Consider the following 24391-nt stretch of genomic DNA (forward strand, 5'->3'; position numbering starts at 1 on the left):
ATGGAGCAGATCAGCATTCCGGGACTTCCCTTTGCCGCATCGCGCATCGCGCTCGGCACCTGGGCGATCGGCGGCTGGATGTGGGGCGGCCCCGACGATGACAATGCCATCGCCACGATCCACCGCGCCCTCGATCTCGGCATCAACCTCGTGGACACGGCGCCGGTCTACGGCTTCGGCCACTCCGAGGAGATCGTCGGGCGTGCGCTCGAGGGACGGCGGGACGATGTCCTGATCGCCACCAAGGTAGGACTCGACTGGAGCAGCGGGCGCCCGCGCCGCAATTCAACACCGGAACGTCTGCGTCAGGAGCTCGAGGATTCGCTGCGGCGGCTCCGAACCGACGTCATCGATATCTACCAAATCCACTGGCCCGACGACGCGACGGCGTTCGAGGTCACGGCCGAAACGCTCGACGAATTCCGGCGCGAGGGAAAAATTCGCGCCATCGGCGTCAGCAATTTCGATGTCGCGCAAATGGAGCGCTTTCGGACCAGGGCGCCGATTGCGACAGTCCAGCCGCCCTACAATCTCTTCGAGCGCGGCGCTGAGGATGCGGTGCTGCCCTACGCCAAGACCCACGGCATCGTGGCGCTGACTTACGGTGCGCTCTGCCGCGGGCTGCTGAGCGGGAAGATGACCGAAGACACCACGTTCGAGGGCGACGACCTGCGCAAGATGGACCCGAAATTCAAGCAGAGCCGGCGCGGGCAATACCTCGCCGCCGTTGCCGAGCTCGACACGCTGGCGCGTGACAAGTTCGGCAAGTCCGTTCTGGCGCTCGCCGTGCGTTGGATTCTGGATCAGGGCGATACGGTCGCGCTTTGGGGCGCCCGGCGGCCCGCCCAGCTCGACGCCGTGCCCGAGATCATGGGCTGGCATGTCGACGCCGAGACCATGGCGGAGATCGACGCGATTCTCGCCAAGACGGTCACAGACCCCGTCGGCCCCGAGTTCATGGCGCCGCCGCGCACGAAAGTCGCCTAGGTCGGGCGGAGAATGCTCAGCCTGATGTAGCGGTTCGGTCGAGGCCGATCCCGGTCTGACGCTGATAGAGGATCAGGTCGAGCGAAGGCGCCTCGCCCGTGAGCTTGGTCAGCAGGCAATGCGCCTGGCCGCGGTGATGGGTCTGATGATTGAACACGTGCGACAAAGCGGAACTGAGCGGCTGCACGACCCTGGCGGGCTGAACGATCGTGCCGTAGTGGACGTCGCTCGCGGCGTCAGCGTCAGTCAGACCGCCCACATAGGCGGCGATGCGCTCATCCTCCACACGCCGCGCTTTGCGCAACGGCTCGAACTCCTCATACAGGATCGCATCGAGCGACGGCGGCAGCGCGCCCTCGCCCGTGAAACGGTGCATCCATATGCGGTCCGCCACCAAAATGTGGTTGAGCGTGCCGTGCATCGACTTGAAGAAAGCACCCTGATCGGCGCGGTAATCCGCATCGGATAGGCGCGAAGCCGCATCGTAGAGTCGCTCGTTGGCCCACGCGTTGTAGCCAGCGAACATCACGAATGTCTGGCGCATCGCTACGCCCCCGTCGCCTTGATGAACCAGCGCACGAGCGGGAAAGACGCCGCGCGCGGCAGGTTGCGCACCGTCTTGAGGAAGAGCGCCACCTGGGGCGGAAAGGCGATCTCGTAAGGCCGCTTCGGCAGCTTCTCCAGGATCTTCCGCGCGCAGCGCTCCTTCGACATCACGAACAGCTTCTTCTTCGGGTCGTAGGAGGCATTGAGTGGCGTATCGACGAAGCCCGGATTGACGAGCGTCAGATCGACGCCTGTGCCCCGCAGCTCCAGCTTCAGGCTCTCCGCGAGATTGATGACCGCCGCCTTGCTCGCCCCGTAGCCGCCATTGCCCGGCCAGCCGGCATAGCCGAACAGCGAGCCCATGATGGCGAGATGGCCCTCGCCTCGCTCCAGCATGGCTGGCAGCACGGCCGCGACGCCGTTCAGCACGCCGTCCACGTTGAGCGCCATCGTCTGGCGGAAGCCCTCCGCGTCGATATTGCGGATGTCGAACGGCACGTACATTCCAGCGCCCAGCAGCGCCAAATCGATCGGCCCCAGCTCGGCCTCGACCTTGGCCGCGCAGGCCTTGAGCGCTTCGACGTCCAGGACGTCCGCGGGAAAGGCCGTGATGTTGGCGCTGGACGCCGCAAGCGCATCGAGCTTCTCGCTCGGCCGTGCGGTCGCCGCGACTTTCACGCCCGCATCGGCCAGGCGCCGCGCGATCTCTCCGCAAATCGCGCCCGATGCGCCCGTGATCCAGGCGGTTTTCCAAGGATAGGTCTTGTCGGCCATAGGGTCCCCGTTTGGCTAAGTGTGGCGCGCCCCGGGATCGATACTGCCCGGCCGCATCGTGCGCAAGGCGGCATCATGCCCAAGGAGGTATCATGCCAAAGCCGGGTTTTCCGCCGCGGCACGCGGTCTTGCCCTACTGCTTCCCTGTCTGAGAAAGTCCGTCCCAGTCGGCGGGCGGTGGCGACTTGGCGAAAGCTTCGCAGCGGGCGCGCATGATCCTCGCCGGCTCGTCCTCCGGCTTCTGCTTCAGGATAGCGGCAAAAGCGGCCGCGGCGGCTTCCCACTCCCGGCTGAAATACAGGTCCATGGCCTCGGTACAGGCCTGCGCCAGTGCGATCTCGTCTTCCGACAAGGCGGCGCGCTCGCCGATCAGGGCGTAGATCACAATCCCCTCCTGACGCCCCTTGACCGCGACCTTGTCGATCGGCCGGGTGACGATGACATCGTCCACCGCGCGCCGGGTCACGTCGCTGATGAGAATGTCCGTCCCGTAGATCTGGTTCAGGCCTTCGAGCCGGCTCGCGACATTGACCGTATCGCCGATGGCCGTGTAGTCGAGCCGGTCCGGACTGCCGAAATTGCCGACCATCGCCGAGCCGGTGTGAATGCCCGTACGGGTGCGCAGCGGGGGAAACCCCTCCTTCGCCCAAACTTCGCAAAGACTTTCCAGCTTTCCACGATTGGCGAGGGCCGCACGGCAAGCGCCCAGCGCGTCGCGGCCGTGGGAACGCGGCGCGCCCCAAAGGGCCATGATGCCGTCGCCGATGAATTTGTCGACCGTTCCGCCATGATGAAGAATCTGCCCCGTCATCTCGTCGAGATAGCGTGCGAGAATTTCCACGAGCGTGTCGGGCGGCAGAGTCTCCGACATCGAGGTGAAGCCCTCGAGGTCGGAGAAATAGACTGTGATCTCGGTGCGGGCGCCACCGAGCTTCGCCTCTTCGCCGGACTCCAGCAGTAGACGGACCAAATCGGCCGGCACGTATTTTTGAAACGACCTGAGGCCCGTCTTCATTTCCTCGACAGCCGTCGCAAGCGTGCTGATTTCGCGAATGCGGCTCTGTACGGGCGGTTTGGGATCGAGGCGGAACTGTCCGATCCTGCGGGTCTCGTCCGCGATGGCGCGGAGATAGCCGGCGATCCGCTTCGATAGAAGGACGGACAGTGCCGCTGCGACCAGCACGCCCCCGAGGCCGAGATAGACCATGAGTTGGGCCATGCGTTGAACGTCGCCGAAGATCTCGTCTTCGGGCAGCGCCATGCCGATGATCCAGTTGGGTCCGCCTTCGCGGCCAAGATGCCGATAGCTGCCGAGATAGGTGCGGCCATCTGCTTCGAACGTGATGTCCTGCAACGACGCGGGAACGCCGGTCAGATCGGCGCCGAGCGGCTTGAGGAAGTTGGCGACGCGCGGGTCCGCAATGTCCTCGGCGCGGATCGTGACACGGCCGCCGCCGTCCGGCGCCGGTTGCGTCAGATCGATCCGCTTCGCTTCGTTAGGATCTGCCGCGGCCGGATGGGCGATGACGCGTCGCGCGCCGTCGTTCGTGACCTCCAATAGAAAGGAAATGCCGGCCGAGCCCAGCTTTATGTCGCGCAGGAACCGGCTCAGCGCGTAAAGGTCGAAATCGGCCGTCAGGACGCCGACAAACTCCCCGTCGGGCCCCACGGCCGGCACGGCCCGGCTGACCCCCGGAACGTCGAGCGCTTCGCCCGAGCCGAGGAACACATACGACTCCGTCCAGATCGGCTGTTCGGCCTTATACGCTGCCAGGTAATAAGGCCGCTCATAAGGAGGCGTCCGCTTAGAATTGGGAATGTCCCGCAGCTTCGACCACGTCTCTCCGGGCACCACCGTGAACTCCCGGAGATATCGGCTTCCGTCATCCTTCGGCGTCAGCCACAGCACGCTGAGATCGCCGTTCTTGTCTCGGAAGGCGTGGTAGTACTTCCCGCTCGGCATGCCGAAGGACATGTAGGACAGGCTCGGACGCGCCTCCAGCGCCGCCGCGAAATAGGTGCTGAGCCGCTTCTCGTCGTCCGGATCAATCCAGCCTTCGGTGATGAGCCTGCCGACGGTGTCCGCCTCGTCCTCGGCTACGTCCAGCGCATGCTGCACGTGCTGTTCAACCCGCTCGGACGCCTGAGTGAGAACCTGTGCACCGAGATCCTGCACAGCGAAGCGCGCATACAGATACGCCGCCGTCCCGAGCAGCGCTACGGCCGTCAGCAGCACGGCCAGCATCAGTGTGAGAAGTGTGGCCCGAAAGCTAATGCGCACGATTTGAGGACCTTGCACTGACACCGCCGTCCCGGCAATTGCGATTAAGACCTCGATTTCGTACCGCGCCCGCTCCTTAGGACGCAACACGGAGCAGTTGCGTGTCTCGGCTTGGCCGCTCTCCTACCCGGCGAACGGATCGCGCACGAGGATCGTGTCGTCGCGCTCCGGGCTCGTGGACAGAAGCGCCACGGGCACGCCGGTCAGCTCCTCGAGCCTGCGGACATATTTGATGCATTGCGCCGGCAGTTCCGCCCAAGACCGCGCACCCTGCGTCGACTCGGTCCAGCCGTCCATTTCTTCGTAGATAGGTTCGACACGCGCCTGCGCCCCTTGCGCCGCCGGCAGGTAGTCGATCTCGGCGCCGTCGAGCTTGTAGCCGACGCAAATCTTGAGCTTGCCGCCCGGAATGTCATCCAAGACATCGAGCTTGGTGAGCGCGATCCCCGTGATCCCGGCGACCTTACAGGTCTGCCGCACGAGGCACGCATCGAACCAGCCGCAACGGCGTGCCCGGCCCGTCACTGTGCCGAACTCCGCACCGCGCTCGCCGATCAGCTTGCCCGTGTCGTCAAACAGCTCGGTCGGAAAAGGTCCCTCGCCCACGCGCGTCGTGTAGGCCTTGGTGATGCCAAGCACGAAGCTGATCGCGCTCGGCCCGATGCCCGAACCGGTCGCCGCTTGCGCCGCCACCGTGTTGGACGAGGTCACGAAGGGATACGTGCCGTGATCGATATCGAGCAGCGCCCCTTGCGCGCCCTCGAACAGGATTCGCTTGCGGTCGGTCTTGGCCTTGTCGAGCAGCGCCCAAACCGAATCCATGTAGGGAAGGATCTTGTCGGCAACCTGGGTGATTTGGTTGCAGAGCTCGTCCGCCGAGATCTCCGGCTCTCCGAGGCCGCGCCGTAGCGGGTTGTGATGGGCGAGGATGCGTTCCACCTTCGGCTTCAACACCGACAGGTCCGCCAAGTCCATGACCCGGATCGCCCGGCGTCCCACCTTGTCCTCGTAGGCGGGACCGATGCCGCGCTTCGTCGTGCCGATCTTCCCGGCGCCCGCGGCAGCCTCGCGCAGCGCGTCCAGTTCCCGGTGCAGCGGCAGGATCAGTGTGGCGTTCTCGGCGACGCGAAGATTGTCGCGGGAGATGGTCACCCCGAGTTCCTCGACGCGCGCGATTTCCTCGGCCAAGGCCCAGGGATCGACCACGACGCCGTTGCCGATCACCGAGAGCTTGTTCTGGCGCACCACGCCAGAGGGAAGCAGGGAAAGCTTGTAGGTCTTTCCGTCGACCACCAGCGTATGACCGGCGTTGTGTCCGCCTTGAAAGCGCACCACGACATCGGCGCGCTCGGACAGCCAGTCCACGATCTTGCCCTTGCCCTCGTCGCCCCATTGGGAGCCGACGACCACGACGTTGGCCACGATGAAATCCCCTAAATCCTGGATGAAACACAGAAACGGCCCCGCGAGAGCGCAGGGCCGTATGCCGTTATAGCCCGGCTCGCGGGCCGATGCGAGCCTTGGGATGCGAGCCTTGGAACGAACCTTAGGCCAGCTCGCCCAGCGCCTCCTTCTCGCACGCGAAGGCCCAGTCGAGCCAGGGCAGCAAGGCTTCGACATCAGACCGCTCCACCGTGGACCCGGTCCAGATCCGAATGCCCGGCGGTGCCGTGCGGTAAGAGGCGATATCGAAGGCGACGCCCTCTTTCTCGAGCCGCTTGACCATACGCTTGGCGAACCCGGCCTGCTCGTCCGCCGGGAGCGCTGTCACGGCCGGATCGACTAACGTCAGGCAAATCGATGTGTTGGAGCGTGTCTCGGGATCGACGGCGAGAAAGTCCACCCATGGGGTCGCAGCGACCCACTTCGATATGGTTGCCGCGTTGGCGTCTGCGCGCGCGATGGTGCCCTCGAGGCCGCCGACGCGCTCAGCAAACGCAAGGGCCGCCAAATAATCTTCGATGCACAACATGGACGGCGTATTGATGGTGGAGCCCTCGAAGACGGACTCCATCAGCTTGCCGTCCTTGGTCATACGGAAGAGTTTCGGCATCGGCCATGGCGGCGTGTAGGTTTCCAGCCGCTCGACCGCGCGCGGCGAGAGGATCAGCATGCCGTGCTGCGCTTCGCCGCCGAGCACCTTCTGCCAGGAATACGTGGTGACATCGAGCTTTCGCCAATCCATGTCCTGCGCGAAGACGGCGGACGTGCCATCGCAAATCGTCAGGCCTTCGCGCGTTCCTGATATCCACTCAGCGTTCGGCACCCGCACACCCGAGGTGGTGCCGTTCCAGGCGAATACGACGTCGCGCGCGAAGTCGACTTGGGCGAGATCGGGAAGCTCGCCGTAGGGGGCCGTGAGAACGCGCACATCGCTCAGCTTGAGTTCGTCGACGATGTCCGTCACCCAGTCCGCGCTGAACGCTTCCCAAGCCAACACATCGACCCCACGGGGACCGAGCAGATTCCAGAGCGCCATCTCGACCGCGCCCGTATCGGACGCCGGCACCAGCGCGATTCTATAATCGTCCGGCAATTTCAACAGCGCGCGCGTGCGATCGAGCGCCTGCGCGATCCGCCCCTGCGTGTCTTTCTGCCGGTGATTGCGCCCCAGCAACGCCCCGCTGAGCGCATCGAGAGACCAGCCCTTATGCTTGGTGCACGGGCCGGATGAGAAGCGCGGATTTTCGGGACGACGGGTAGGCTTGTTCGACGATGTCACGGGAAGGCTCCAACAGGGTCATCACCAAGCGGCCCCTGTTCGCGCTGCTTGGCGGAATGCCGTGCACTTATCGCGCCGCCATTCGGCCCGTCAAGCTGACCTTTCGGTCGCGCACCCCGCCAGAGCAGACGGCCGAAAGAAAACCGCCCGTCGCAAGCGACGGGCGGTCAGGCTGTCAGTCGGCTGGACGATGGGCTACTTGAACGCGACCGGCATCGGGGCGGGAACAACCGGTGCGTGGCCCAGTTTCCAGCGCATGCCCAACATGAGGTCATGCGAGGTCACACTGCCGAGATCCACGCCAGCATAGGAGCTGGTGCCGTCGTACGCCGTCACGGTCCCGCTCTTCGCTTCTCCGAGATCGGTGTAGCGATAGGACAGGTCGAGCGTCACGGACTCGTTCACGTCATAGGCGATACCGCCATAGACGGCCCAAGCGAAATTCGTCTCCGTGTTGTCGGCACCGTAGGCAACGCCGCCGTTCGGGACGTTGACGTCCTTGAGGCCAAGCACGGAAACCGAGGCGATACCGATACCGGCACCGACATAGGGCGTGAAGCACCAATAGGTTCCGAGATCCGCGTAGGCATTCCACAGACCGACCCAGCTCTCGATGTCGGCTGTGTATTCATTGGTGCCGGGCAGGAACGTACCGTCGGCGTCATTGCTGGCCCGGCTGAAGGTGCCGTTGCCGCCCGGATATTTGTCCTGGGCGATGAAGAGTGATTTGCCGCGATACTCTGCCGTCATGTCGAAGCGGAGCCAGTTGTTGAACTGGTAGCCGACACCGAGGCCGAACAGCGGCGAGCTCTTGATGTCTTCATGGACGACCGTGAAGTCGTTGAACTGGAAGAGTTCGGAGCTGATGCCATCCACAACGGGATTGGCGGCGCCGATGAAGCCCCTCAAATAGATCGGTCCCGTGCAACCGACGCACGGCGCCTCGATAACGGGCGGCGGCGGCGGAAGGCCGAGATCGGCCGCATGCGTCGCCGTGATCGGCGTCATGGCCAATGCACTGGCGAGAAGTAGTGAACGTGTCTGTCCCATCTGATTACCCCTTTCGACTGCAGCCCTGGCGAAGCTCGGCCAGTCGGGCCGATTCGCATTGGCTGTCTCGTGTGGGGACTATCGAGGGGTTTGGTTAATGGACCCCTAATGGGCGGCTCAAACCGGCACAACCTGAGCGCACCCGCGCGCGTGTGCGGCCAAAAATGCCGGTTTTCCGAGGTATTTCAGGACACGGAGGGTTCTCAAGCGGCGGCGGCGTCCGAGAGGGCATGGACGATGTCGGAGACCACCGTTTTGACGAGTCCCTCGTCATCGCCTTCGGCCATCACACGAATCACGGGCTCCGTACCAGACGGACGAATGACGAGACGGCCGGCGTTGCCGAGCCTCGTCTTCCCGTCGTTGATCGCGCGCTGCACGCCGACATTGTCGAGCGGCTGGCTGTTCTTGTAGCGCACGTTCTCGAGAACCTGGGGAAGCGGCTCGAAGCGCTTGCAGACCTCACTCACCGGGCGGCCGCTCTGGACCACCACGGCCAGGATCTGGAGCGCCGTGACCAGGCCGTCGCCCGTCGTCGAGAAGTCGGACAATACGATGTGTCCGGACTGTTCGCCGCCCACGTTGTAGCCGTGCTGGCGCATGTGTTCGGTCACGTAGCGGTCGCCCACGGGCGTGCGGGCCATGCCGAGACCGAGGTCTTCCAGGTAACGCTCGAGACCCAGGTTGGACATGACCGTGGCGACGATGCCACCGCCGGCGAGCCGTCCGCGCCGGAGCCAGAATTCGCCGATCACCGCCATGAGCTGATCGCCATCGATGATGCGGCCTTTCTCGTCAACGATCACGACGCGGTCCGCATCGCCGTCCAACGCGATGCCGATATCGGCGCGAACCTCCTGAACCTTGCGGATCAGGTTTTGCGGCGATGTCGAACCGCAATCCTTGTTGATGTTGAGACCGTTCGGTTCGACGCCGATCTTGATGACCTCGGTTCCAAGCTCCCATAGCGCCTCTGGCGCGACCTTGTAGGCCGCGCCGTTCGCGCAGTCGATGACAGCCCGGATTCCATCGAAGCGCAGATTGCGCGGCAAGGTGCGCTTGGCGAATTCGATATAGCGTTCGCGGGCGCTCTCGATACGCGTCGCACGGCCGATCCGTTCGGCCGATGCGAGCAGGCTCATCGAATCGCCCTCGATCAAAGCCTCGATCTCGCCCTCTTGCTCATCGGAGAGCTTATAGCCTTCCGGCCCGAATAGCTTGATGCCGTTGTCGAGGTAGGGATTGTGGGAGGCCGAGATCATCACGCCGAGATCGGCGCGCAGCGAGCGCGTCAGCATCGCCACGGCAGGCGTCGGCATCGGCCCGAGCTGAAATACGTCCATCCCGGCCGCGGTGAAACCGGACACGAGCGCGGACTCGATCATGTAGCCCGAAAGGCGCGTGTCCTTGCCGATCACCACACGGTGGCGATAGGAGCCGTTGGTGAACAGCTTGCCAGCGGCCATGCCGACCTTGAGCGCGACTTCCGACGTCATCGGATGCGCATTGGCGCTGCCACGGATACCGTCCGTGCCAAAGTAGTTTCTGGCCATCCCGGTTATTCCCCCATCCTTGCCGCCTGGCATGCGCTCCCCGCCGCCCAGCTCATTCTTTGGAATATACCACTCGCCCGACGCGAGACGTGTCTCGGCGGTACCCTCGTGCGAGAGGACGGATTATGCGCTCGCGAATGGCCAAAATGGGTTCAAAAAATGTAAGCAAAAGTTACATTCCGAAGGACCCAAAATGGCGGTTTTCCCTTAGTTTTCAGCGCCAAACATTGCAGCCCGCCAGACGCCGAGGGCCTGGCTGGTCCCCGCCACGTCGTGCACCCGGAAGAGTTGCGCCCCCTGCGAGGCCGTGGCGATAGCGGCGGCGTGGCTTCCCGGCTCTCGCGACTTTGGTTCGGCTCCCTGACCGAACCCGCGAATGAACTGCTTGCGCGACGCCCCGATCAGAAGCGGCACGCCCAATCCGTGGAAGAGACTGGTATTGGCAAAGAGCGCGAGATTGTGCTCGAGCGTCTTGCCGAAGCCGAGACCGGGATCGGCGGCGATGCGCGCTTTCGGGATGCCGGCGGCGACGCAAGTCTGGATGCGGGCCTCGAGATAGTCGAACACCTCCAGTACCACGTCGTCGTAGCTGGGGTTGTCCTGCATCGTCTTGGGCTCGCCTTGCGCATGCATCAGCACCACGTCCATGCCCATCTCCGCGGCCGCCTGCAACGAGTCTGGATCGTAGGTGAAGGCCGAAACGTCGTTGAAGATCTTGGCGCCCGCCTTGGCTGCCGCGCGGGCGACATCGGCCTTGCGCGTGTCGATGGAGATGATCGCGCCGTTGCCTTTCAGGCCCTTTAGTACGGGAATGACACGGTCGAGCTCTTCGTCCACGGCGACAGTGTCGGAGCCCGGCCGCGTGGACTCCCCGCCAATGTCGACGATAGCCGCCCCGTCCTTCTTCAGCTGCGCCGCATGGGTCACCGCGCCCTCGGTCTCGTCGTAGAGGCCGCCGTCGGAGAAGGAGTCCGGCGTCACGTTCACGATACCCATGAGGGCCGGGCGTGACAGGTCCAGACCCGCGAAAGGCGGGCGCGGTTGCATCACCTGGTCGAGCCGCGCACGTAGGTCAGGATCGCCAGCCTCGCTCAGCATGGGCACGGAGAACATAAAGGCCTTGGACTTCTTGGGCTCGCCCTCGATCAGCTCGACACTTGTGAAGGCGATGGCACTACCGGCAAGAGGCAGCGCAAGCCCGTCCTCAATGGCGGCATAGGCCTGCGGTCCATAGAGAAAACCGAGCGGCCGGAGATAGATCTTTCTGTCTGACATAGGTGAGCCTTAGCACAAAGCATCATGCCCGGCTTGGGGCCGGGCATGACTGAAAAAAATTGCCTGTGAGCGCGTAGAGCGGCCTAGGTCGGCTGGGGCTCCATGCCGCCCGCATCCGGTGCCGGCGGCTTCTTGCTCCGACCCGCGACTGGCACGGCAGACTGCGGCCCGCCCTTCTCGGTGTCGTCGGCGGGGAAGTCCCGGACCGGCGGCTTGCCGTTCAGCAGATCCTTGATCTCCTGACCGGAGAGCGTCTCGTACTCCAGAAGGCCACGGGCGATCGTGTGCAGATCGTCCAGGTTCTCGGAGATGACTTTCCGGGCCGTCTCGAAGCCCTCGTCCACGATGCGGTGAATTTCCTCATCGACCATGGATTGGGTCTCGTCGGACAAATGCTGCTGCCGGGCGATGGAGTGACCGAGGAAGACTTCCTCCTCGTTGTCGCCATAGGCCAAAGGTCCGAGCTTATCGGACATGCCGAATTGCGTGACCATGGCCCGGGCAAGCTGGGTCGCCATCTTGATGTCGGAGGACGCGCCCGAGGTGACCTTGTCGTAGCCGAACACGACCTCCTCGGCGACGCGGCCGCCCATGGCCACCGCGACGTCCGCCTTGAGCTTGGCGCGCGTGTGCGAGAGCAGGTCGCGCTCCGGCAGACGCATCACCATGCCCAGCGCGCGGCCGCGCGGAATGATCGTCGCCTTGTGCACCGGATCGGACGCAGGCTGATGCAGCGCCACGAGCGCATGACCGCCCTCGTGATAAGCCGTCAACGTCTTCTCTTCCTCGGTCATGGCCATGGAGCGGCGTTCAGCGCCCATCATGACCTTGTCCTTGGCATCCTCGAACTCGTGCTGCGTGACGAGGCGCTTGGACCGGCGCGCGGCCAGTAGCGCGGCCTCGTTGACGAGGTTCGCAAGATCGGCGCCCGAGAAGCCCGGCGTACCGCGCGCGATGACGCGCAGGTCCACGTCCGGCGCCAACGGCACCTTGCGCACATGAACCTTGAGGATTTTCTCGCGGCCGATGATGTCGGGACGCGGCACGACGACCTGACGGTCGAAGCGGCCCGGACGCAACAACGCGGGATCGAGCACATCGGGACGGTTGGTCGCGGCGACAAGGATGATGCCCTCGTTCGCCTCGAAGCCGTCCATCTCGACCAGCAACTGGTTCAGAGTCTGCTCGCGCTCGTCGTTACCGCCGCCGAGACCGGCGCCACGGTGACGGCCGACCGCGTCGATTTCGTCGATGAAGATAATGCACGGCGCGTTCTTCTTCGCCTGATCGAACATGTCGCGGACGCGGCTCGCGCCCACACCGACGAACATCTCGACGAAGTCGGAGCCCGAGATCGTGAAGAACGGCACGTTGGCCTCGCCGGCGATCGCGCGCGCCAGAAGCGTCTTACCGGTGCCCGGAGGGCCGACCAGCAGCGCACCGTGCGGGATGCGCCCGCCGAGCTTCTGGAACTTCTGCGGGTCGCGCAGGAATTCCACGATCTCCTGCAAATCTTCCTTCGCCTCGTTGACGCCGGCGACATCGTCGAAGGTCACGCGGCCATGGCGCTCAGTGAGCAGTTTGGCCTTGGACTTGCCGAAGCCCATGGCGCGGCCGCCGCCGGACTGCATCTGGCGCATGAAGAAGATCCACACGGCGATGAGCAGCAGCATCGGGAACCAGGAGATCAGCACACCGAACAACGAGGGCACGTCCTCTTCGGACGGCTTGGCCGTGATCTTCACGCCCTTCCCGTGCAGCGTTTGAACAAGGCTCGGATCGTCTGGCGCGTAGGTCTGGAAGGTGCGGCCGTCGGAGAAATGTCCGGTGATCTTGTTCCCGGCGATGGTCACATCTTGAACGCGACCGCCTTCGACTTCTGAAAGAAGCTGAGAAAAGCTGATTTCGTTGCCGCGGACCTGGACGCTGTCGCTTTGGAACAAGTTGAACAGGGCGACCAGCAACAGGCCGATGAAGACCCAGACGATGAAGTTACGGAAGTTCGAGTTCATACAGTGACCTGATGGATTGAATGTCGCGGCACACGGGGATGAGGGGTTATCCGGCCCCCGCACGGGACGGCATAGTTAAGCCCGATTAACATAGGAACGGGCAGCACTTTTGCCAAGTAAAGCTAACGGCAAGTCATGGACGCTTTCTGAACGATTCCAGCGGGAAACGCCTGAAATTTAGCCAGCGGGGACCGCCGCACACCCCGGCAAGCGCGCCGGAGCCTAAGGCGTCCTCCAAAGGAATGTCGCCCGGCAGTCAAACCCTGCTTCATGGCGCGACAATGGCGCGGGCAGCGGAGCGCCGCCTTGACCGAAATCAGGCAACAGCAGCCGCCCATCTCCAAGGCGGCAAACCGGGAGCGTACAGACCGCCAGGCGAGGCAGGCAGAGCGCCCCCTCCTCGTCTTTCAGGAGCGCCTCGATCCCGCCCTCGCCCAGCGCCTCGACGGTTACGGCTTCCGGCTCGCCCGCACCGAGCTCAAGGCGGAATCGGTTGTCCCAGAGGAGGCGCTCGCCGGGCCGAAGCGCGCCGCGCGGCAGGCCTGCTTTGCGAACCTCGCGGAACACAGCAACCCGCCCGCGGGCTGGAACGATCCGGCAGCGCCCCAAGGTCTGCGCCTTGTCCGGCTCCGCGCGCAGCCCGTCGACGAGCGCTTCGAGCTTGGCGAGCCGCAAGGGCTCGCTCGAACCTCCGACCGCGGCAACGAGCCGGTCAAGCGCCCGCAGGCCCACCTCCTCGGGCGCTTCCAACAGTGCGGAGAGGGAGACCGACGCATAGCCGGCGGGGCTCCGCTCGCAGTGTGCGTCGAGGAAGGACCCGGCCGCCGCCTCGAGTGCCGAGCGCGCCCGGCGCAGACGCCGCGCCGACAGAGCGATCGCCTCCGGCTCGAGGCCGATCTGCGCCAGCGCCGCCATAGCCTCCCGCAGGCGAACGCGCTCGAACCGGGCATCTTCGTTGCTCGGATCGTTGCTGAGGGGCAATCCGGCCGCCTCGGCGGTCGCGACAAGCTGCGCCTTGGAGGCTTCCAGCAGCGGCCTCAGGAGCGTCAGGCCGGCCCACTCCCCCTCCTTCGGGATCGCCGCAAGCCCATCGAGACCGCTGCCCCGCTTGAGCCGCATCAGGAACGTCTCCGCTTGATCGTCGAGATGATGGGCGGTCACGAGCACCGGGATGTCGCGGGCCGTGCAGTAGGCCGCCATGAGGTCGTAGCGCGCCGCCCGGGCGCGTGCCTGGAGGCGCGCGTCGATGGGCCCATGCCGCCAGGTCAGGATGGCGTGCGGTGCCCCCAGCCTTTCCGCGATCTCGGCCACCCTCTCGGCCTCGGCCCGGGAGCCCGGCCGAAGGTCGTGGTCCACGGTCAGGGCCACGGGCGCGGCCAGCCCGTGCCGGAGGGCGAAGTCCACACAGAGGTGTAGCAGGGCAACGCTGTCCGGCCCCCCAGAGACGGCGAGCGCAGTGCGCCCATAGCGCGCCAACGGCGCCAGGAACCGGTCGGTCTCGGCCTCGGTGAGCGGAGTGGCTGTCATAGGGCCCAGCATTGGCGCAAGGCGCCCCATCCGGCAAGTCCAGGCAGTCGCGCAGGAGGTGTCAGCGCAAGGTCGGCGGCAGGGTGACGACCGTCCGCGCCCGGCGGTTACGCGCCCGGCATGAGAGAGCGTCGCAGTTGGCGACCAGGCGCTCCCGGCCATAGGAGACGGTCGGGATCGCCGCGGCGTGGACGCCGTTATTCTCCAGATACGTCTTTACGGCCACGGCCCGCTCGGCGCCGAGCATCAGATTGTGCTGGGAATCTCCCCATTCGTCCGCATGCCCCTCCACGAGAATACGATAATCGGGGTTGGCCCGCAGCCAGCGGACCTGGCGGCTAAGGGTCGCTTTCGCGGCCGGGGACAGTTCGGAACTGTCGCCGTCGAAATAGACCACATCGCCGGCGGAGGCTGCGAATTCCGCGGACCCGGCAGGACGCGCAGCGGTATCGACCTTGGCCGATGCCTCGGCGACGAGCCCTCCGGCATCGCCCGCGCCGGCGGCGCCGAGCGAGTACTCCTGCGGCGGGGTCGTTGGACCGAGACAAGCGGATAGACACGAAGACAGGAAAAACGCGCCCACAAGGGCGCCGGCGCGGCCGAAGCCACCGCACAGACGCATAACCGGGTACTCCCAACACACTTGGTTTTGGGAGGAGCCTAGGGGCCAAGCTGTTAAAGTGGTGTTAGCCGTTTAAGGAGGGGGAAAGCAAAACCGCAGCGGGCACGAAATGGCGCCGCACTCGGAAAGCCCCGTCATGACCGGGGCTGAAATCGCAGAAGCCAAAACTGGGCCCCAAAAAGGAAAAGGATGCCCAAGGCGCCGAAATCTCTAGCGCGCTGGACATCCCAAATCCCGTAGTGAAACCCGAGAGTTTCCGCAAATCCGAGCGCCGACGGCGCTCAGGATCTGCCATACCGGTGTTAGCCGAGCTTCAGCGGCTCAACAACAACGGCCTTCTCGTGGTGGCCGAAGCAACCGCCGAGCGAAACGGCAGCAGCAACGAGCATGACAGCGGCGATAACGCCCTTCAAACCCTGCATGGTCTTCTCTCCTTTGGTTAATACGGCAAGTGCCGTCTTTGCGTGTACCGGTGCAGCGCATTCAGATCAAGATCGGACTGAGGTCTCCATACGGATTTGCCAGCCCATGATGCGAAAATGCCACGCCGAATCTTGTCGTTCGTCAAGGGCAAGCTATCCCCCGCTGATACGCGGATCAAGGCGCGGTTAACCACGTTGGGTGGTTGGCGTTAAGGAAAGGTAACCATGTGTTGCACAGCCGACACAAGTGGGCCCCAAACGCCGAAAAACAAAGCAAAAACGCAAAAAAAGCGGCCGTTGAAATGCGCGCTCGCCGTGGCCGAATCGCATCACATGGGAGTGGGCCCAACGGATGGGATGACCCGCGGCCCGTATCACCTGATTTGGCTGCTGGAATCCAGACGGAGGAGCACGTGCCGCGGGGCAAGAGCGGCCGGAGCCGCCCATGCCGCAGCGCAGCAAAATCGTCCTAGATGGCCCTGTCGATCTGCCGCGATAGGATGGCGGAGAACTCGTCGGCGAAGCCTCGCAGGCGCGCCGTATAGCGGGCCCGCTCCACGTCGAACTTCAAGGCAAAGATCTTGGCCGGAATCGCCACGAGCCAGCCCAGTGCCGCCGCCAGAAGGCCCTGGGCAACCCCTGGGGACACTGAGGCCAGGCTGGCGAGATCGCTGCCCGCTGCCCCCTGGAAGGCCGACATCAGGCCCCAGGCGAGGCCAAACAGGCCGACAAGAGGCGCAGCAGCGGCAATGGCGGGCAGCACTGTCAACCCGCGCCCCAGGCCTTCCACGTCCCGCGACAGGGTGACGTTGGTCACCGCCTCGATGCGGTCCTGGACGCCGGTCATGGGGCGAGCCGCCGGCTGGCCGTTCTCTGTTTCCGTGGAGCGCTTCCATTCGCGCATTGCCGCCACGAACAGCGAGGCCATGCCGCCGTTCCGGCGCTGCGCCAGTGCCTGATAGAGTTCGTCCAGCGCCTGGCCCGACCAGAACACCTTCTCGAATTTGTCCGCCTCTTTACGCGCCCGCGCGAACTGAATCAGCTTCCTAACGATTACGGTGAGGCCCCAGACCAAGGCGATCAGAAGCGCGGCGATGGCCAGTTGCACGCCTAGCGGCGCATCGAGGATCAGCCCCAGCACAGTCGGGCCGATCATCGATGGATCGCTAACGGCGAGCGCGGCATCGGGATTCATCGCAATCCTCTCAAGCACGGCCCCGAGATCAAAACTCTCGCAAGACTCGAATTCCAGAAGTCCCACTCTCGCGGGACATCAAAATGGTTGTAAAAACCGACGGTTAAAACCCCCAAGCCCCTACCAAGTTCCGGTGCGGCGGCCCTTAGGTTCAATCGCGCACCTTAACGAAACGTTCAAGCGCATCGCGCACTAGCCGCCCCAGCCGTTGCGGCTTCCCGGCTTTGGAGACCAGCACCACGGACACTTTGAGGCGCGCCAGCACTACATCGTCGCGGCGCACCTCCTGGGATAGGATCAGCGTGGCGCCCCCGATCTCCGCGCAATGCGTCACCACCTCGAGCACCTCGTCGATATGGGCGGGTCTTAGATAATCCACCTCGATACGGCGCACGACGAACACGGCCGGATCGCCCTCAACCGGGTTCTCGAGGCTGCGGTGATCGATGCCGAGATTGCGGATGAAGTCGGACCTGCCCCGCTCGGCGAACTTCAGGAAGTTGGCGTGATAGACGAGCCCGGTGAAATCGGTGTCTTCGAAATAGACGCGCACGGGCAGAATGTGGCGGTCCCCCTCGATCCGTCCGGCAAGATCGGGCCACTCTGTCGACCGTTCCCCGCTCAACCGTCTTCGTCCCCGTTTTCGTCGTTCGTGAAGAGCATGCCTTGTGCGGCCTGCGGCGGCGCGGCGACGCCAAGATGCTGGAAGGCCTGCCCCGTCAGCACCCGGCCGCGCGGCGTGCGCGCGATGAAGCCCTGCTGCAGCAGATACGGCTCAATGATTTCCTCGATGGCGTCGCGCGGCTCCGACAGCCCTGCGGCGATGGTCTCGATCCCGACGGGACCGCCGCCGTAGTTCACGGCGATCAGGCGCAAGTAGCGGTGATCCAGCGCATCGAGCCCGCGACCGTCCACTTCAAGCTGCGACAGCGCGCTGTCCGCCAGCGCCGCGTCCACGGCCCCGTCGCCTTGCACGGCTGCGAAATCGCGCACCCGGCGCAACAGACGCGCCGCCACGCGCGGCGTGCCCCGCGATCGCTTCGCGACCTCCATGGCGCCGTCTTCCGTCAGCGGCAGTCCCAAGAGCCGGGCGCCCCGGCGCACGATCTCCTGCAGCTCGCTCACCTCGTAGAACATGAGCCGGATGGGAATGCCGAAGCGCTCGCGCAAGGGCGTCGTCAAAAGCCCGGTGCGCGTGGTGGCGGCGACAAGCGTGAAGCGCGCGAGGTCGATGCGCACGGACCGTGCCGCCGGTCCTTCGCCGATAATAAGATCGAGCTGAAAGTCCTCCATGGCGGGATAGAGGATTTCCTCCACCGCCGGGCTCAGGCGATGAATCTCGTCGATGAAGAGCACGTCCCGCTCTTCCAGATTGGTGAGGAGCGCGGCGAGATCGCCCGCCTTCGCTATCACTGGGCCGGAGGTTGCCCGGAAATTGACCCCGAGCTCGCGCGCCACGATCTGCGCCAGCGTCGTCTTGCCGAGGCCGGGCGGCCCTGCGAACAGCACATGATCCAGCGCCTCGCCTCGCGAGCGCGCTGCATCGATGAAGACCTTGAGATTGGCGCGGACCTTGGCCTGACCGATGAACTCGGACAGCGTCTGCGGCCGAAGCGCGGCTTCCGGCTGATCGTCGTCGCGTTTTGCTGAGGCCAGGACCCGCTCGGTCATTGCGACAGCTCCTTCAGCCCCAGCCGGATCAGTTCGGCGGCGCCCGCCTCATTGCCGGCCATTCGGATGGCGGCGCTGACGGCGCTCGCGGCCTCCCCATGGGCATAGCCGAGATTGGTGAGCGCGGACACCGCATCGCGCGCGGCGAGCCCCTCGGGCAATTCCGTTACTGGAGACGGCACGCCGCCGGGCACGGAGATGGCGGGGGCGAGCGCCGGCATCTTGTCCTTCAATTCGGCGACGATCCGTGCGGCGACTTTCGGTCCCACGCCTTGGGCCCGAGACACGTGAGCCTTATCCTGTAGCGCCACCGCGTTGGCGAGGTCGGCCACAGTGAGCGACCCAAGTACCGCCAGGGCCACCTTGGCGCCCACGCCCTGCACGGTCTGCAGCGCGCGGAACCAGGCGCGCTCATGCTCGGAGGCAAACCCATAAAGGCGCACGCCGTCCTCTCTCATATAGGTGTCGATGGCGAGCGACACGGGCTGGCCCACGGGCGGTAAGGCGCCGAGCTGACGCGCGCCCATGGTGACCTCGTATCCGACGCCGCCCACGTCGATGATAGCGGTCGACACAGACACCGAATCGACGAGCCCCGTCAGCTTGCCGATCATGGCGTCGTCCTCTGAGCCCGCGAGCGTTTGGCCTGCAAGTTTTTGACCTGCAAGTCCGCCCGCGCCACGGCCGCTTCGAGCTTGGACCAACTCCGCGAATGTGCGTGGGTGATGGCGATAGCGAGTGCATCGGCCGCATCGGCGCTGCCGGGGTCGGCCTTAGGCAGCAGGTATTTCACCATGGCCCGAATCTGGTCCTTGTCGCCGTGGCCCGCGCCGATCACGGTCTTCTTGACGGCGTTGGGCGCGTATTCGGCGATTGCGAGCCCAGCCATGGCCGGGACCAGCATGGCGATGCCGCGCGCCTGGCCGAGCTTCAAGGTCGCGGCCCCGTCCCGGTTCACGAAGGTCTGCTCGATGGCCGCTTCCACCGGGGCCATCTCCGCCAGCACGCCCGACAGCCCATCGAAGATCTGCCGCAGCCGCACGCCGAGACTCTCGGCGGCGTCGGACGACACCGACCCGCAGGCGATGAAGCCGAGCTTCACCCCATCCGTGTCGATGACACCCCACCCCGTGTTTCGTAACCCAGGATCGATGCCGATAATGCGAATCGCGCCCCTCATCCCCGAATCGTAGCACAGCGCGAGACATTGGCAGGCGGCTCGCGTAGTCGAAATTCCCCCGATTCGGGAACGGACGGCGGGGTACGGCGTTGGACCCTCTGGTATGGGTAGCTTCCCTTGTGCGCATGACCTATCGCCGAGGTTTGCGGCCCCTGCCCAAGGGGGAGCACCGCCATGGCCGGCGCGAAACGCGAAATCACCGACCCTGTCGAAGCGGCCAAGCACGGCATTGGCAGCTCGAAGCGTCTGATCGCCGCCACGCTGGACGACCTCAGCGCCCACCACAGCTGGCTCGAGACCTATCACCGCGACGAGCGGCTGCGGGCCGAACGTCTGCGCCGCCGGGAACTGCGCGAGCGGCTGGAGCGCGGCGTTCAACACGCCGTGGCCAGGACAAAACGCGCTGCGCGCATATCCTATGTCGCCGGCCACCGCATGGCGCGCTTCACGAGGCGGCATGCTCTTGTCTTCGCGCGCTGGGCGTCGCCACGGCTGCAGACACTCGCTCAGCACGCCGCGGAGACAACTGCGGCGGCGTGGCGCTGGTTGGCGCATCACACGCCCATTTTCACGCGCCGCGCTTACGCCACCGCGCGGGACGGCTTCAACTGGTCGGTTCAGGCTTCTGAGGAGGCCGGTCACATCTTCCGGCAGCGTGTGGCCATGTTCGCCGACGAAGCCGCGGCCGAGTTTTGGCTCCGCTCAGCCCCCATGCGCCGCCGCGGTAGGATCGAATGGGTCCGGGCGCGGCTGCGCGCGCGGCGAGCCCGCGCCGAGGCTGAGATGCGCCTCGCGGGCGCGTTCGCCACCTCGCGGACGCTTGCCCATGCCCGCAAGAGATTCCATCGCTGGGCCATCCGGGGGCTCCGGATCGGCGCGCCTGCAGGACGGCGCACATACGCGACAGCACTCCGCATCGAGCACGATTTGTCCAACCGCATCATTCGGGTCGCGCCGGAATTCCGCCGGCTCCTGCGCGCCCATATGCCGGCGACCGACATGCCGGCGAAGGCGGCCGCCTCCGAACCAAGCCGCGCCCTGATCGTGCGGCCAAGCACTGCTCTCGCCTGCGTTGCACCGGCCCAACACAAGCTGCCCGTGCGGTATCACGCCTAGGGCCGTGCGCCTGCCCGTTGCTACCGCTCCAGGAAACGCGCCTTCAGATCCTTGGTTCGAGCGGTGGTGTGGTCGAGAAGACAGAAGACCACGGCATTTGACCGGCCTGTGCCGCCAAACCACTCGTAGCCGACGGCCTCGCAGTCCTCTTCCTTGAACTTGATCCAGTCGCGCTGCGAGGCCAGGAGCGCGTCTTTCCAAGCCTTTAGATCCTCGGCGGTCATGTAGTCGTTGTCCTTGAAGGTCGCCATGACCTGCTTCCACGCCGCGTTCAGTTCGGCGTCGGCCTTGTCGTATTCCTTGCTGACGCACTCGCCGATCTCGATCGTGGTTTGCGCGTTCTCGCAGATCGACGTCTCCTCTGCGAACGCTGAGCTCCCGACAAGCAGCCCCGCCGCCAAGATCGCCGCTAAGGTCATCGGTATCCAAACGCGCATCTTGTCCCTCCGCTGACGATCTGCGATCTCGCTTTACTATCCCCCGTGCCCGTGGCGCTTCTCAAGCGCTGTCTGTGTCCGCTTCGGGCTCACGCACTTCGGGCAGGAAGACAGTCTGCAGCAAGCCGCCGCCGGGCCTGTTGACGATCTGAATGCTGCCGCCCGCCCGCGTCACGATCTCATGGGCGATGGTCAGGCCGAGCCCGGCGCCGGGGATGTTTTGACGCCGCGCGGGATCGGCCCGGAAAAACGGCTCGAATACCTGGCCGAGGACTTCTTCGGGGATGCCAGGGCCGTCGTCTTCGATGGTTACCATGGCGTTGGTACCGTCGCCGCCGACGCCGACCCGTGCGCGAACGCCATGCGTTGCCGCGTTGATAATGAGATTGCGTAAGGCGCGATTCAGTTTGAGGCGCCCCGCAAAGACGTTGACCGGATGGGTTGCCGCCAAGGTGACGTCGAAGTCCTGCTGTTTCAGTTCCGTACAGATATTTTCGACGAGATCGTCAAGCTGTATCCGCTCCGGCGCCTCTGCGCCCGTTTCCTCGCGCACGAGCAGGATGGCGCTATCGGCAATGCGCTCCAACTCATCGATGTCGTTGAGCCATTTCTCCCGCTCCTCCTCGTCCGACACGAACTCGGCGCGCAGGCGCATGCGGGTGATGGGCGTGCGCATATCGTGTCCGGCGGCCGCCACGAGCCGCATTCGGCTCTCCATCGCACGCTTCAGTCGCGCCGACAGGGAGTTCAGCGCCCGCGCCGTCGCGCGAACCTCCGCCGGGCCCTTCTCGGGCAGTTCGGACATCATGCCGTCCGGTCCTACGGACTCCACGGCGTTCTCGAGGAACACGAGCGGACGCACCATGCGGCTCGAGGCGAAAACCGCCACGGCCGTCGCGCCCACGGTGATGAGAAAGAGCCAGCGCAAAAGCCCCCACCACGGCACACCCTGAGGGGGCAGCCGCGTGATCGGCATTGGGAACCAGCCTTTGTCCTCCAGCGGAATCCACACAGCCAGCGACCCGGGGCGCCAACGGCGGGAGTGCGTCACGACCACATCGAGGTCGTAGCCCCGGTCTCGCAGCTTCTCCCGCAGGGCGTCCGTCGTGCGGCTATAGGGATGGCCGCGCGGTTCGGGGCGCAGGCGCACGGAATCGGGAGACTTCTCGGCCAATTCGGAAACCAACGCGACTTGCTTGGCCGCGATATCGAGGGCCCGCCCCGACCGGGGCGGCGGGCCGAGCAGCAAGAACAGCACGAAGGTCATGAGCGCCATGACCGAGACAATCGCGATCACGAGAAGGACCGCGATTTTCACGCGGAGCGTATTCATGCGGGGCCTTCCTCGGTGTCGACCTTCACGGCGAGCTGATAGCCGCCATTGCGGACCGTCTTGATGAGCTGCGTGCCGCGCCCACCCAGCTTCCGCCGCAGCCGGCTGATGAGCACGTCGATGGACCGGTCGAACCCGTCGCCCTCGCGTCCCCGCGTCAGGTCGAGCAACTGGTCGCGCGACAAGACGCGCCCCGGTCGCTCAAGAAACGTCTTGAGGAGATCGAACTCGGCCCCCGTCAGATCGACATCGCCATTCGGGCCGGTGACGGACCGCGTTTGCGGATCCGCCGTGTAGCCCTCGAAGCTGTAGACCTTCTCAATCGGCGCCTCGGCGGGCGCATCCCCGCGGCGGCGCAAGACCGCCCGTACGCGGGCGATCAGCTCGCGCGGGTTGAACGGCTTGCCGAGATAGTCGTCCGCGCCGATCTCGAGCCCGATGATGCGGTCCACATCCTCCTTGAGGGCCGTGAGAAGAATAATGGGCACGTTGGACCGGGCAGCCCTGAGATCGCGGCAGGCATCCAGGCCCGAACCGTCGGGAAGCATCACGTCGAGGACGACGAGATCCACATGGTGGGTCGCCAATTGCTCATGCAGTTCGCGGCAGCTGGCGGCCAGAAGCACGCGGAACCCCTGGCTCTCCACATAGCGTGCGAGGAGTTTCCGGATTTCGGGGTCGTCGTCGACGACGAGGATTCGTGGCGGCGTGGTCATGGAAGCGTCTTCTAGCGCCTCTCCGCCCCGGCCACGAGACCCATGTTGTTACGAAAGTGCATGGATCGGTCCCCAGCAATGTTTCGACACAAATTTGCAGGGGCCGGAAACGTTCCGATACGCGGGAGACCTAGGCCCGCAACGTAAGCCCTCTAAATTTCGGTTCAGCAGCAACAGACAAGGATGCACGTCAAATGAAGCTGACCAAGACACTTGCGGCCGTCGCGGTTGCCGGCGCTCTCAGCGTCGCCGGCCTTACGGCAGTCACCCTGGCAACCGGCACCGAGCGGGCCTGGGCCTATCCCGGATCCCACGGCGACGGACCGAAAGGCAAAATGTGCGAGCGCGGCAAACACGGAAAATATGGCCACCATAGCCGCGACCCCAAGGGTCCTGACCGTCTGGCCGCGCGCCTGAGCGCGATGGAGACGCAAATCGGCATCCGGGCCGAACAGCTGGACGACTGGCGCGATTTCACCGATGCCCTGCAGGCGACCATGAAGCCGCCGTTCATGCGTCCGGGCGGCCCCGCCAAGATGGCGCCGGGCGAGACGCCCGCCCCGTTCTCGATGGCCGAGGGGCTCGCCGACCGTACGATCGAGCGCGGCGAGGACGCCGAAAAACTGAAGGCCGCGGTCGCCAAGCTCAGGACCACCCTCACGCCGGAGCAGCTCGAGAAGGTCTCGCAGATCGAGCAGCAGTTCCGTGACCGCATGGCCCGGCATCATGGCTGGAAGCACGGCAAGCGCGGTCCTGGCGCCCCTAAGCCGCCGGCAGCCGCGCCCGATAGCGGCCCCGGTCCCGATGCTCCCGATGGACCCGACGAGGATGAGGACAACACTTAAAGGCCTTGCACTCTCCTAGGCCTGAGCCTCCTGGCCGTGCGCTTCCCCACAGTCATGGCCGGGAGAGCGAAAGGCGGGAGCCCTTCCGGGGCTTCCGCCTTTTCATTTGAGCCGCCCATCCTTCTCC

22 protein-coding genes are annotated in these 24391 nt (G+C 65.1%); 3 read left to right on the forward strand and 19 right to left on the reverse strand.

Annotated elements, in window-relative coordinates:
• Positions 1-987 (forward strand): aldo/keto reductase, encoded by a 987-nt coding sequence (locus GL4_RS14505; RefSeq protein WP_045368556.1) that lies wholly within the window; start codon positions 1-3, stop codon positions 985-987.
• A 16-nt stretch (positions 988-1003) separates the two neighbouring features.
• On the opposite strand, the gene GL4_RS14510 is transcribed toward GL4_RS14505, so the two are convergent.
• From GL4_RS14510 to ruvC, 16 genes are all read right to left on the reverse strand, one after another.
• Positions 1004-1531: a DinB family protein gene (locus tag GL4_RS14510; protein ID WP_045368558.1), complete on the reverse strand. Its 528-nt coding sequence runs from the start codon at positions 1529-1531 to the stop codon at positions 1004-1006.
• 2 nt (positions 1532-1533) lie between these two features.
• The gene (locus GL4_RS14515) at positions 1534-2307 is read right to left on the reverse strand and encodes an SDR family NAD(P)-dependent oxidoreductase (protein WP_045368560.1); all 774 of its coding nucleotides are present in this window, start codon (positions 2305-2307) and stop codon (positions 1534-1536) included.
• Between the two features lie 133 nt (positions 2308-2440).
• Positions 2441-4588 (reverse strand): adenylate/guanylate cyclase domain-containing protein, encoded by a 2148-nt coding sequence (locus tag GL4_RS14520; protein ID WP_156137637.1) that lies wholly within the window; start codon positions 4586-4588, stop codon positions 2441-2443.
• Between the two features lie 123 nt (positions 4589-4711).
• Positions 4712-6010 carry an adenylosuccinate synthase gene (locus tag GL4_RS14525; RefSeq protein ID WP_045368564.1) on the reverse strand — a complete coding sequence of 433 codons (1299 nt, stop codon included), beginning with the start codon at positions 6008-6010 and terminating at the stop codon, positions 4712-4714.
• A 124-nt stretch (positions 6011-6134) separates the two neighbouring features.
• Positions 6135-7310 carry a phosphoserine transaminase gene (locus GL4_RS14530; protein WP_045368566.1) on the reverse strand — a complete coding sequence of 392 codons (1176 nt, stop codon included), beginning with the start codon at positions 7308-7310 and terminating at the stop codon, positions 6135-6137.
• 195 nt (positions 7311-7505) lie between these two features.
• Positions 7506-8360, reverse strand: coding sequence for an outer membrane protein (locus tag GL4_RS14535; RefSeq protein ID WP_045368567.1), 855 nt, complete (start codon positions 8358-8360; stop codon positions 7506-7508).
• A gap of 203 nt (positions 8361-8563) precedes the next feature.
• On the reverse strand, positions 8564-9913 hold the full coding sequence (glmM, locus tag GL4_RS14540) for a phosphoglucosamine mutase (RefSeq protein ID WP_045368571.1): 1350 nt from the start codon (positions 9911-9913) through the stop codon (positions 8564-8566).
• A 207-nt stretch (positions 9914-10120) separates the two neighbouring features.
• Positions 10121-11188, reverse strand: a complete 1068-nt coding sequence (gene folP / locus GL4_RS14545) for a dihydropteroate synthase (protein ID WP_045368573.1) — start codon at positions 11186-11188, stop codon at positions 10121-10123.
• 83 nt (positions 11189-11271) lie between these two features.
• Positions 11272-13200 (reverse strand): ATP-dependent zinc metalloprotease FtsH, encoded by a 1929-nt coding sequence (ftsH, locus tag GL4_RS14550; protein ID WP_045368574.1) that lies wholly within the window; start codon positions 13198-13200, stop codon positions 11272-11274.
• Between the two features lie 222 nt (positions 13201-13422).
• Entirely contained in the window at positions 13423-14727 is a 1305-nt protein-coding gene (tilS, locus tag GL4_RS16960; RefSeq protein WP_052464625.1) for a tRNA lysidine(34) synthetase TilS, read from the reverse strand.
• Between the two features lie 61 nt (positions 14728-14788).
• Positions 14789-15349 (reverse strand): OmpA family protein, encoded by a 561-nt coding sequence (locus GL4_RS14560; RefSeq protein ID WP_052464627.1) that lies wholly within the window; start codon positions 15347-15349, stop codon positions 14789-14791.
• 891 nt (positions 15350-16240) lie between these two features.
• The gene (locus tag GL4_RS14565) at positions 16241-17032 is read right to left on the reverse strand and encodes a MotA/TolQ/ExbB proton channel family protein (RefSeq protein WP_244462629.1); all 792 of its coding nucleotides are present in this window, start codon (positions 17030-17032) and stop codon (positions 16241-16243) included.
• 85 nt (positions 17033-17117) lie between these two features.
• Positions 17118-17591, reverse strand: a complete 474-nt coding sequence (locus GL4_RS14570) for a YbgC/FadM family acyl-CoA thioesterase (RefSeq protein WP_045368576.1) — start codon at positions 17589-17591, stop codon at positions 17118-17120.
• Positions 17588-18637 (reverse strand): Holliday junction branch migration DNA helicase RuvB, encoded by a 1050-nt coding sequence (gene ruvB / locus GL4_RS14575; RefSeq protein WP_045368578.1) that lies wholly within the window; start codon positions 18635-18637, stop codon positions 17588-17590. The genes GL4_RS14570 and ruvB overlap by 4 nt, the downstream gene beginning before the upstream one ends.
• Entirely contained in the window at positions 18634-19251 is a 618-nt protein-coding gene (ruvA, locus tag GL4_RS14580) for a Holliday junction branch migration protein RuvA (RefSeq protein ID WP_045368579.1), read from the reverse strand. Before ruvA ends, ruvB begins: the two co-directional genes overlap by 4 nt.
• Positions 19248-19817, reverse strand: a complete 570-nt coding sequence (gene ruvC / locus GL4_RS14585; protein ID WP_045368582.1) for a crossover junction endodeoxyribonuclease RuvC — start codon at positions 19815-19817, stop codon at positions 19248-19250. Before ruvC ends, ruvA begins: the two co-directional genes overlap by 4 nt.
• Positions 19818-19991: 174 nt before the next feature.
• On the opposite strand from ruvC, the gene GL4_RS14590 reads away from it, so the two are divergent.
• Positions 19992-20933: a hypothetical protein gene (locus GL4_RS14590; RefSeq protein ID WP_045368584.1), complete on the forward strand. Its 942-nt coding sequence runs from the start codon at positions 19992-19994 to the stop codon at positions 20931-20933.
• Between the two features lie 20 nt (positions 20934-20953).
• Here GL4_RS14590 and GL4_RS14595 read toward each other — a convergent pair whose 3' ends face one another.
• The 3 genes from GL4_RS14595 to GL4_RS14605 all read right to left on the reverse strand — a co-directional run bounded on the left by GL4_RS14595 (position 20954) and on the right by GL4_RS14605 (position 23419).
• Positions 20954-21370, reverse strand: a complete 417-nt coding sequence (locus GL4_RS14595; protein ID WP_082025695.1) for a lysozyme inhibitor LprI family protein — start codon at positions 21368-21370, stop codon at positions 20954-20956.
• A gap of 61 nt (positions 21371-21431) precedes the next feature.
• Positions 21432-22703, reverse strand: coding sequence for an ATP-binding protein (locus GL4_RS14600; protein WP_045368589.1), 1272 nt, complete (start codon positions 22701-22703; stop codon positions 21432-21434).
• Complete coding sequence (locus GL4_RS14605; protein ID WP_045368592.1) at positions 22700-23419, reverse strand: response regulator; 720 nt, start codon at positions 23417-23419, stop codon at positions 22700-22702. The genes GL4_RS14600 and GL4_RS14605 overlap by 4 nt, the downstream gene beginning before the upstream one ends.
• 194 nt (positions 23420-23613) lie before the next feature.
• Here GL4_RS14605 and GL4_RS16965 point away from each other — a divergent pair, with 194 nt between their 5' ends.
• Positions 23614-24264, forward strand: a complete 651-nt coding sequence (locus GL4_RS16965) for a Spy/CpxP family protein refolding chaperone (protein ID WP_052464630.1) — start codon at positions 23614-23616, stop codon at positions 24262-24264.
• Positions 24265-24391 lie beyond the last annotated feature (127 nt).

The sequence above is a fragment of the Methyloceanibacter caenitepidi genome (assembly GCF_000828475.1).
GTDB lineage: Bacteria > Pseudomonadota > Alphaproteobacteria > Rhizobiales > Methyloligellaceae > Methyloceanibacter > Methyloceanibacter caenitepidi.

What these genes read in the sequence shown, in the direction of transcription:
- GL4_RS14505 (WP_045368556.1), top strand. Translation starts at nt 1, where the DNA reads ATGGAGCAGATCAGCATTCCGGGACTTCCCTTTGCCGCATCGCGCATC.
- GL4_RS14510 (WP_045368558.1), bottom strand. Translation starts at nt 1,531, where the DNA reads ATGCGCCAGACATTCGTGATGTTCGCTGGCTACAACGCGTGGGCCAAC.
- GL4_RS14515 (WP_045368560.1), bottom strand. Translation starts at nt 2,307, where the DNA reads ATGGCCGACAAGACCTATCCTTGGAAAACCGCCTGGATCACGGGCGCA.
- GL4_RS14535 (WP_045368567.1), bottom strand. Translation starts at nt 8,360, where the DNA reads ATGGGACAGACACGTTCACTACTTCTCGCCAGTGCATTGGCCATGACG.
- glmM (WP_045368571.1), bottom strand. Translation starts at nt 9,913, where the DNA reads ATGGCCAGAAACTACTTTGGCACGGACGGTATCCGTGGCAGCGCCAAT.
- folP (WP_045368573.1), bottom strand. Translation starts at nt 11,188, where the DNA reads ATGTCAGACAGAAAGATCTATCTCCGGCCGCTCGGTTTTCTCTATGGA.
- ftsH (WP_045368574.1), bottom strand. Translation starts at nt 13,200, where the DNA reads ATGAACTCGAACTTCCGTAACTTCATCGTCTGGGTCTTCATCGGCCTG.
- tilS (WP_052464625.1), bottom strand. Translation starts at nt 14,727, where the DNA reads ATGACAGCCACTCCGCTCACCGAGGCCGAGACCGACCGGTTCCTGGCG.
- GL4_RS14560 (WP_052464627.1), bottom strand. Translation starts at nt 15,349, where the DNA reads ATGCGTCTGTGCGGTGGCTTCGGCCGCGCCGGCGCCCTTGTGGGCGCG.
- ruvB (WP_045368578.1), bottom strand. Translation starts at nt 18,637, where the DNA reads ATGACCGAGCGGGTCCTGGCCTCAGCAAAACGCGACGACGATCAGCCG.
- ruvA (WP_045368579.1), bottom strand. Translation starts at nt 19,251, where the DNA reads ATGATCGGCAAGCTGACGGGGCTCGTCGATTCGGTGTCTGTGTCGACC.
- ruvC (WP_045368582.1), bottom strand. Translation starts at nt 19,817, where the DNA reads ATGAGGGGCGCGATTCGCATTATCGGCATCGATCCTGGGTTACGAAAC.
- GL4_RS14590 (WP_045368584.1), top strand. Translation starts at nt 19,992, where the DNA reads ATGGCCGGCGCGAAACGCGAAATCACCGACCCTGTCGAAGCGGCCAAG.
- GL4_RS14595 (WP_082025695.1), bottom strand. Translation starts at nt 21,370, where the DNA reads ATGCGCGTTTGGATACCGATGACCTTAGCGGCGATCTTGGCGGCGGGG.
- GL4_RS14600 (WP_045368589.1), bottom strand. Translation starts at nt 22,703, where the DNA reads ATGAATACGCTCCGCGTGAAAATCGCGGTCCTTCTCGTGATCGCGATT.
- GL4_RS14605 (WP_045368592.1), bottom strand. Translation starts at nt 23,419, where the DNA reads ATGACCACGCCGCCACGAATCCTCGTCGTCGACGACGACCCCGAAATC.
- GL4_RS16965 (WP_052464630.1), top strand. Translation starts at nt 23,614, where the DNA reads ATGAAGCTGACCAAGACACTTGCGGCCGTCGCGGTTGCCGGCGCTCTC.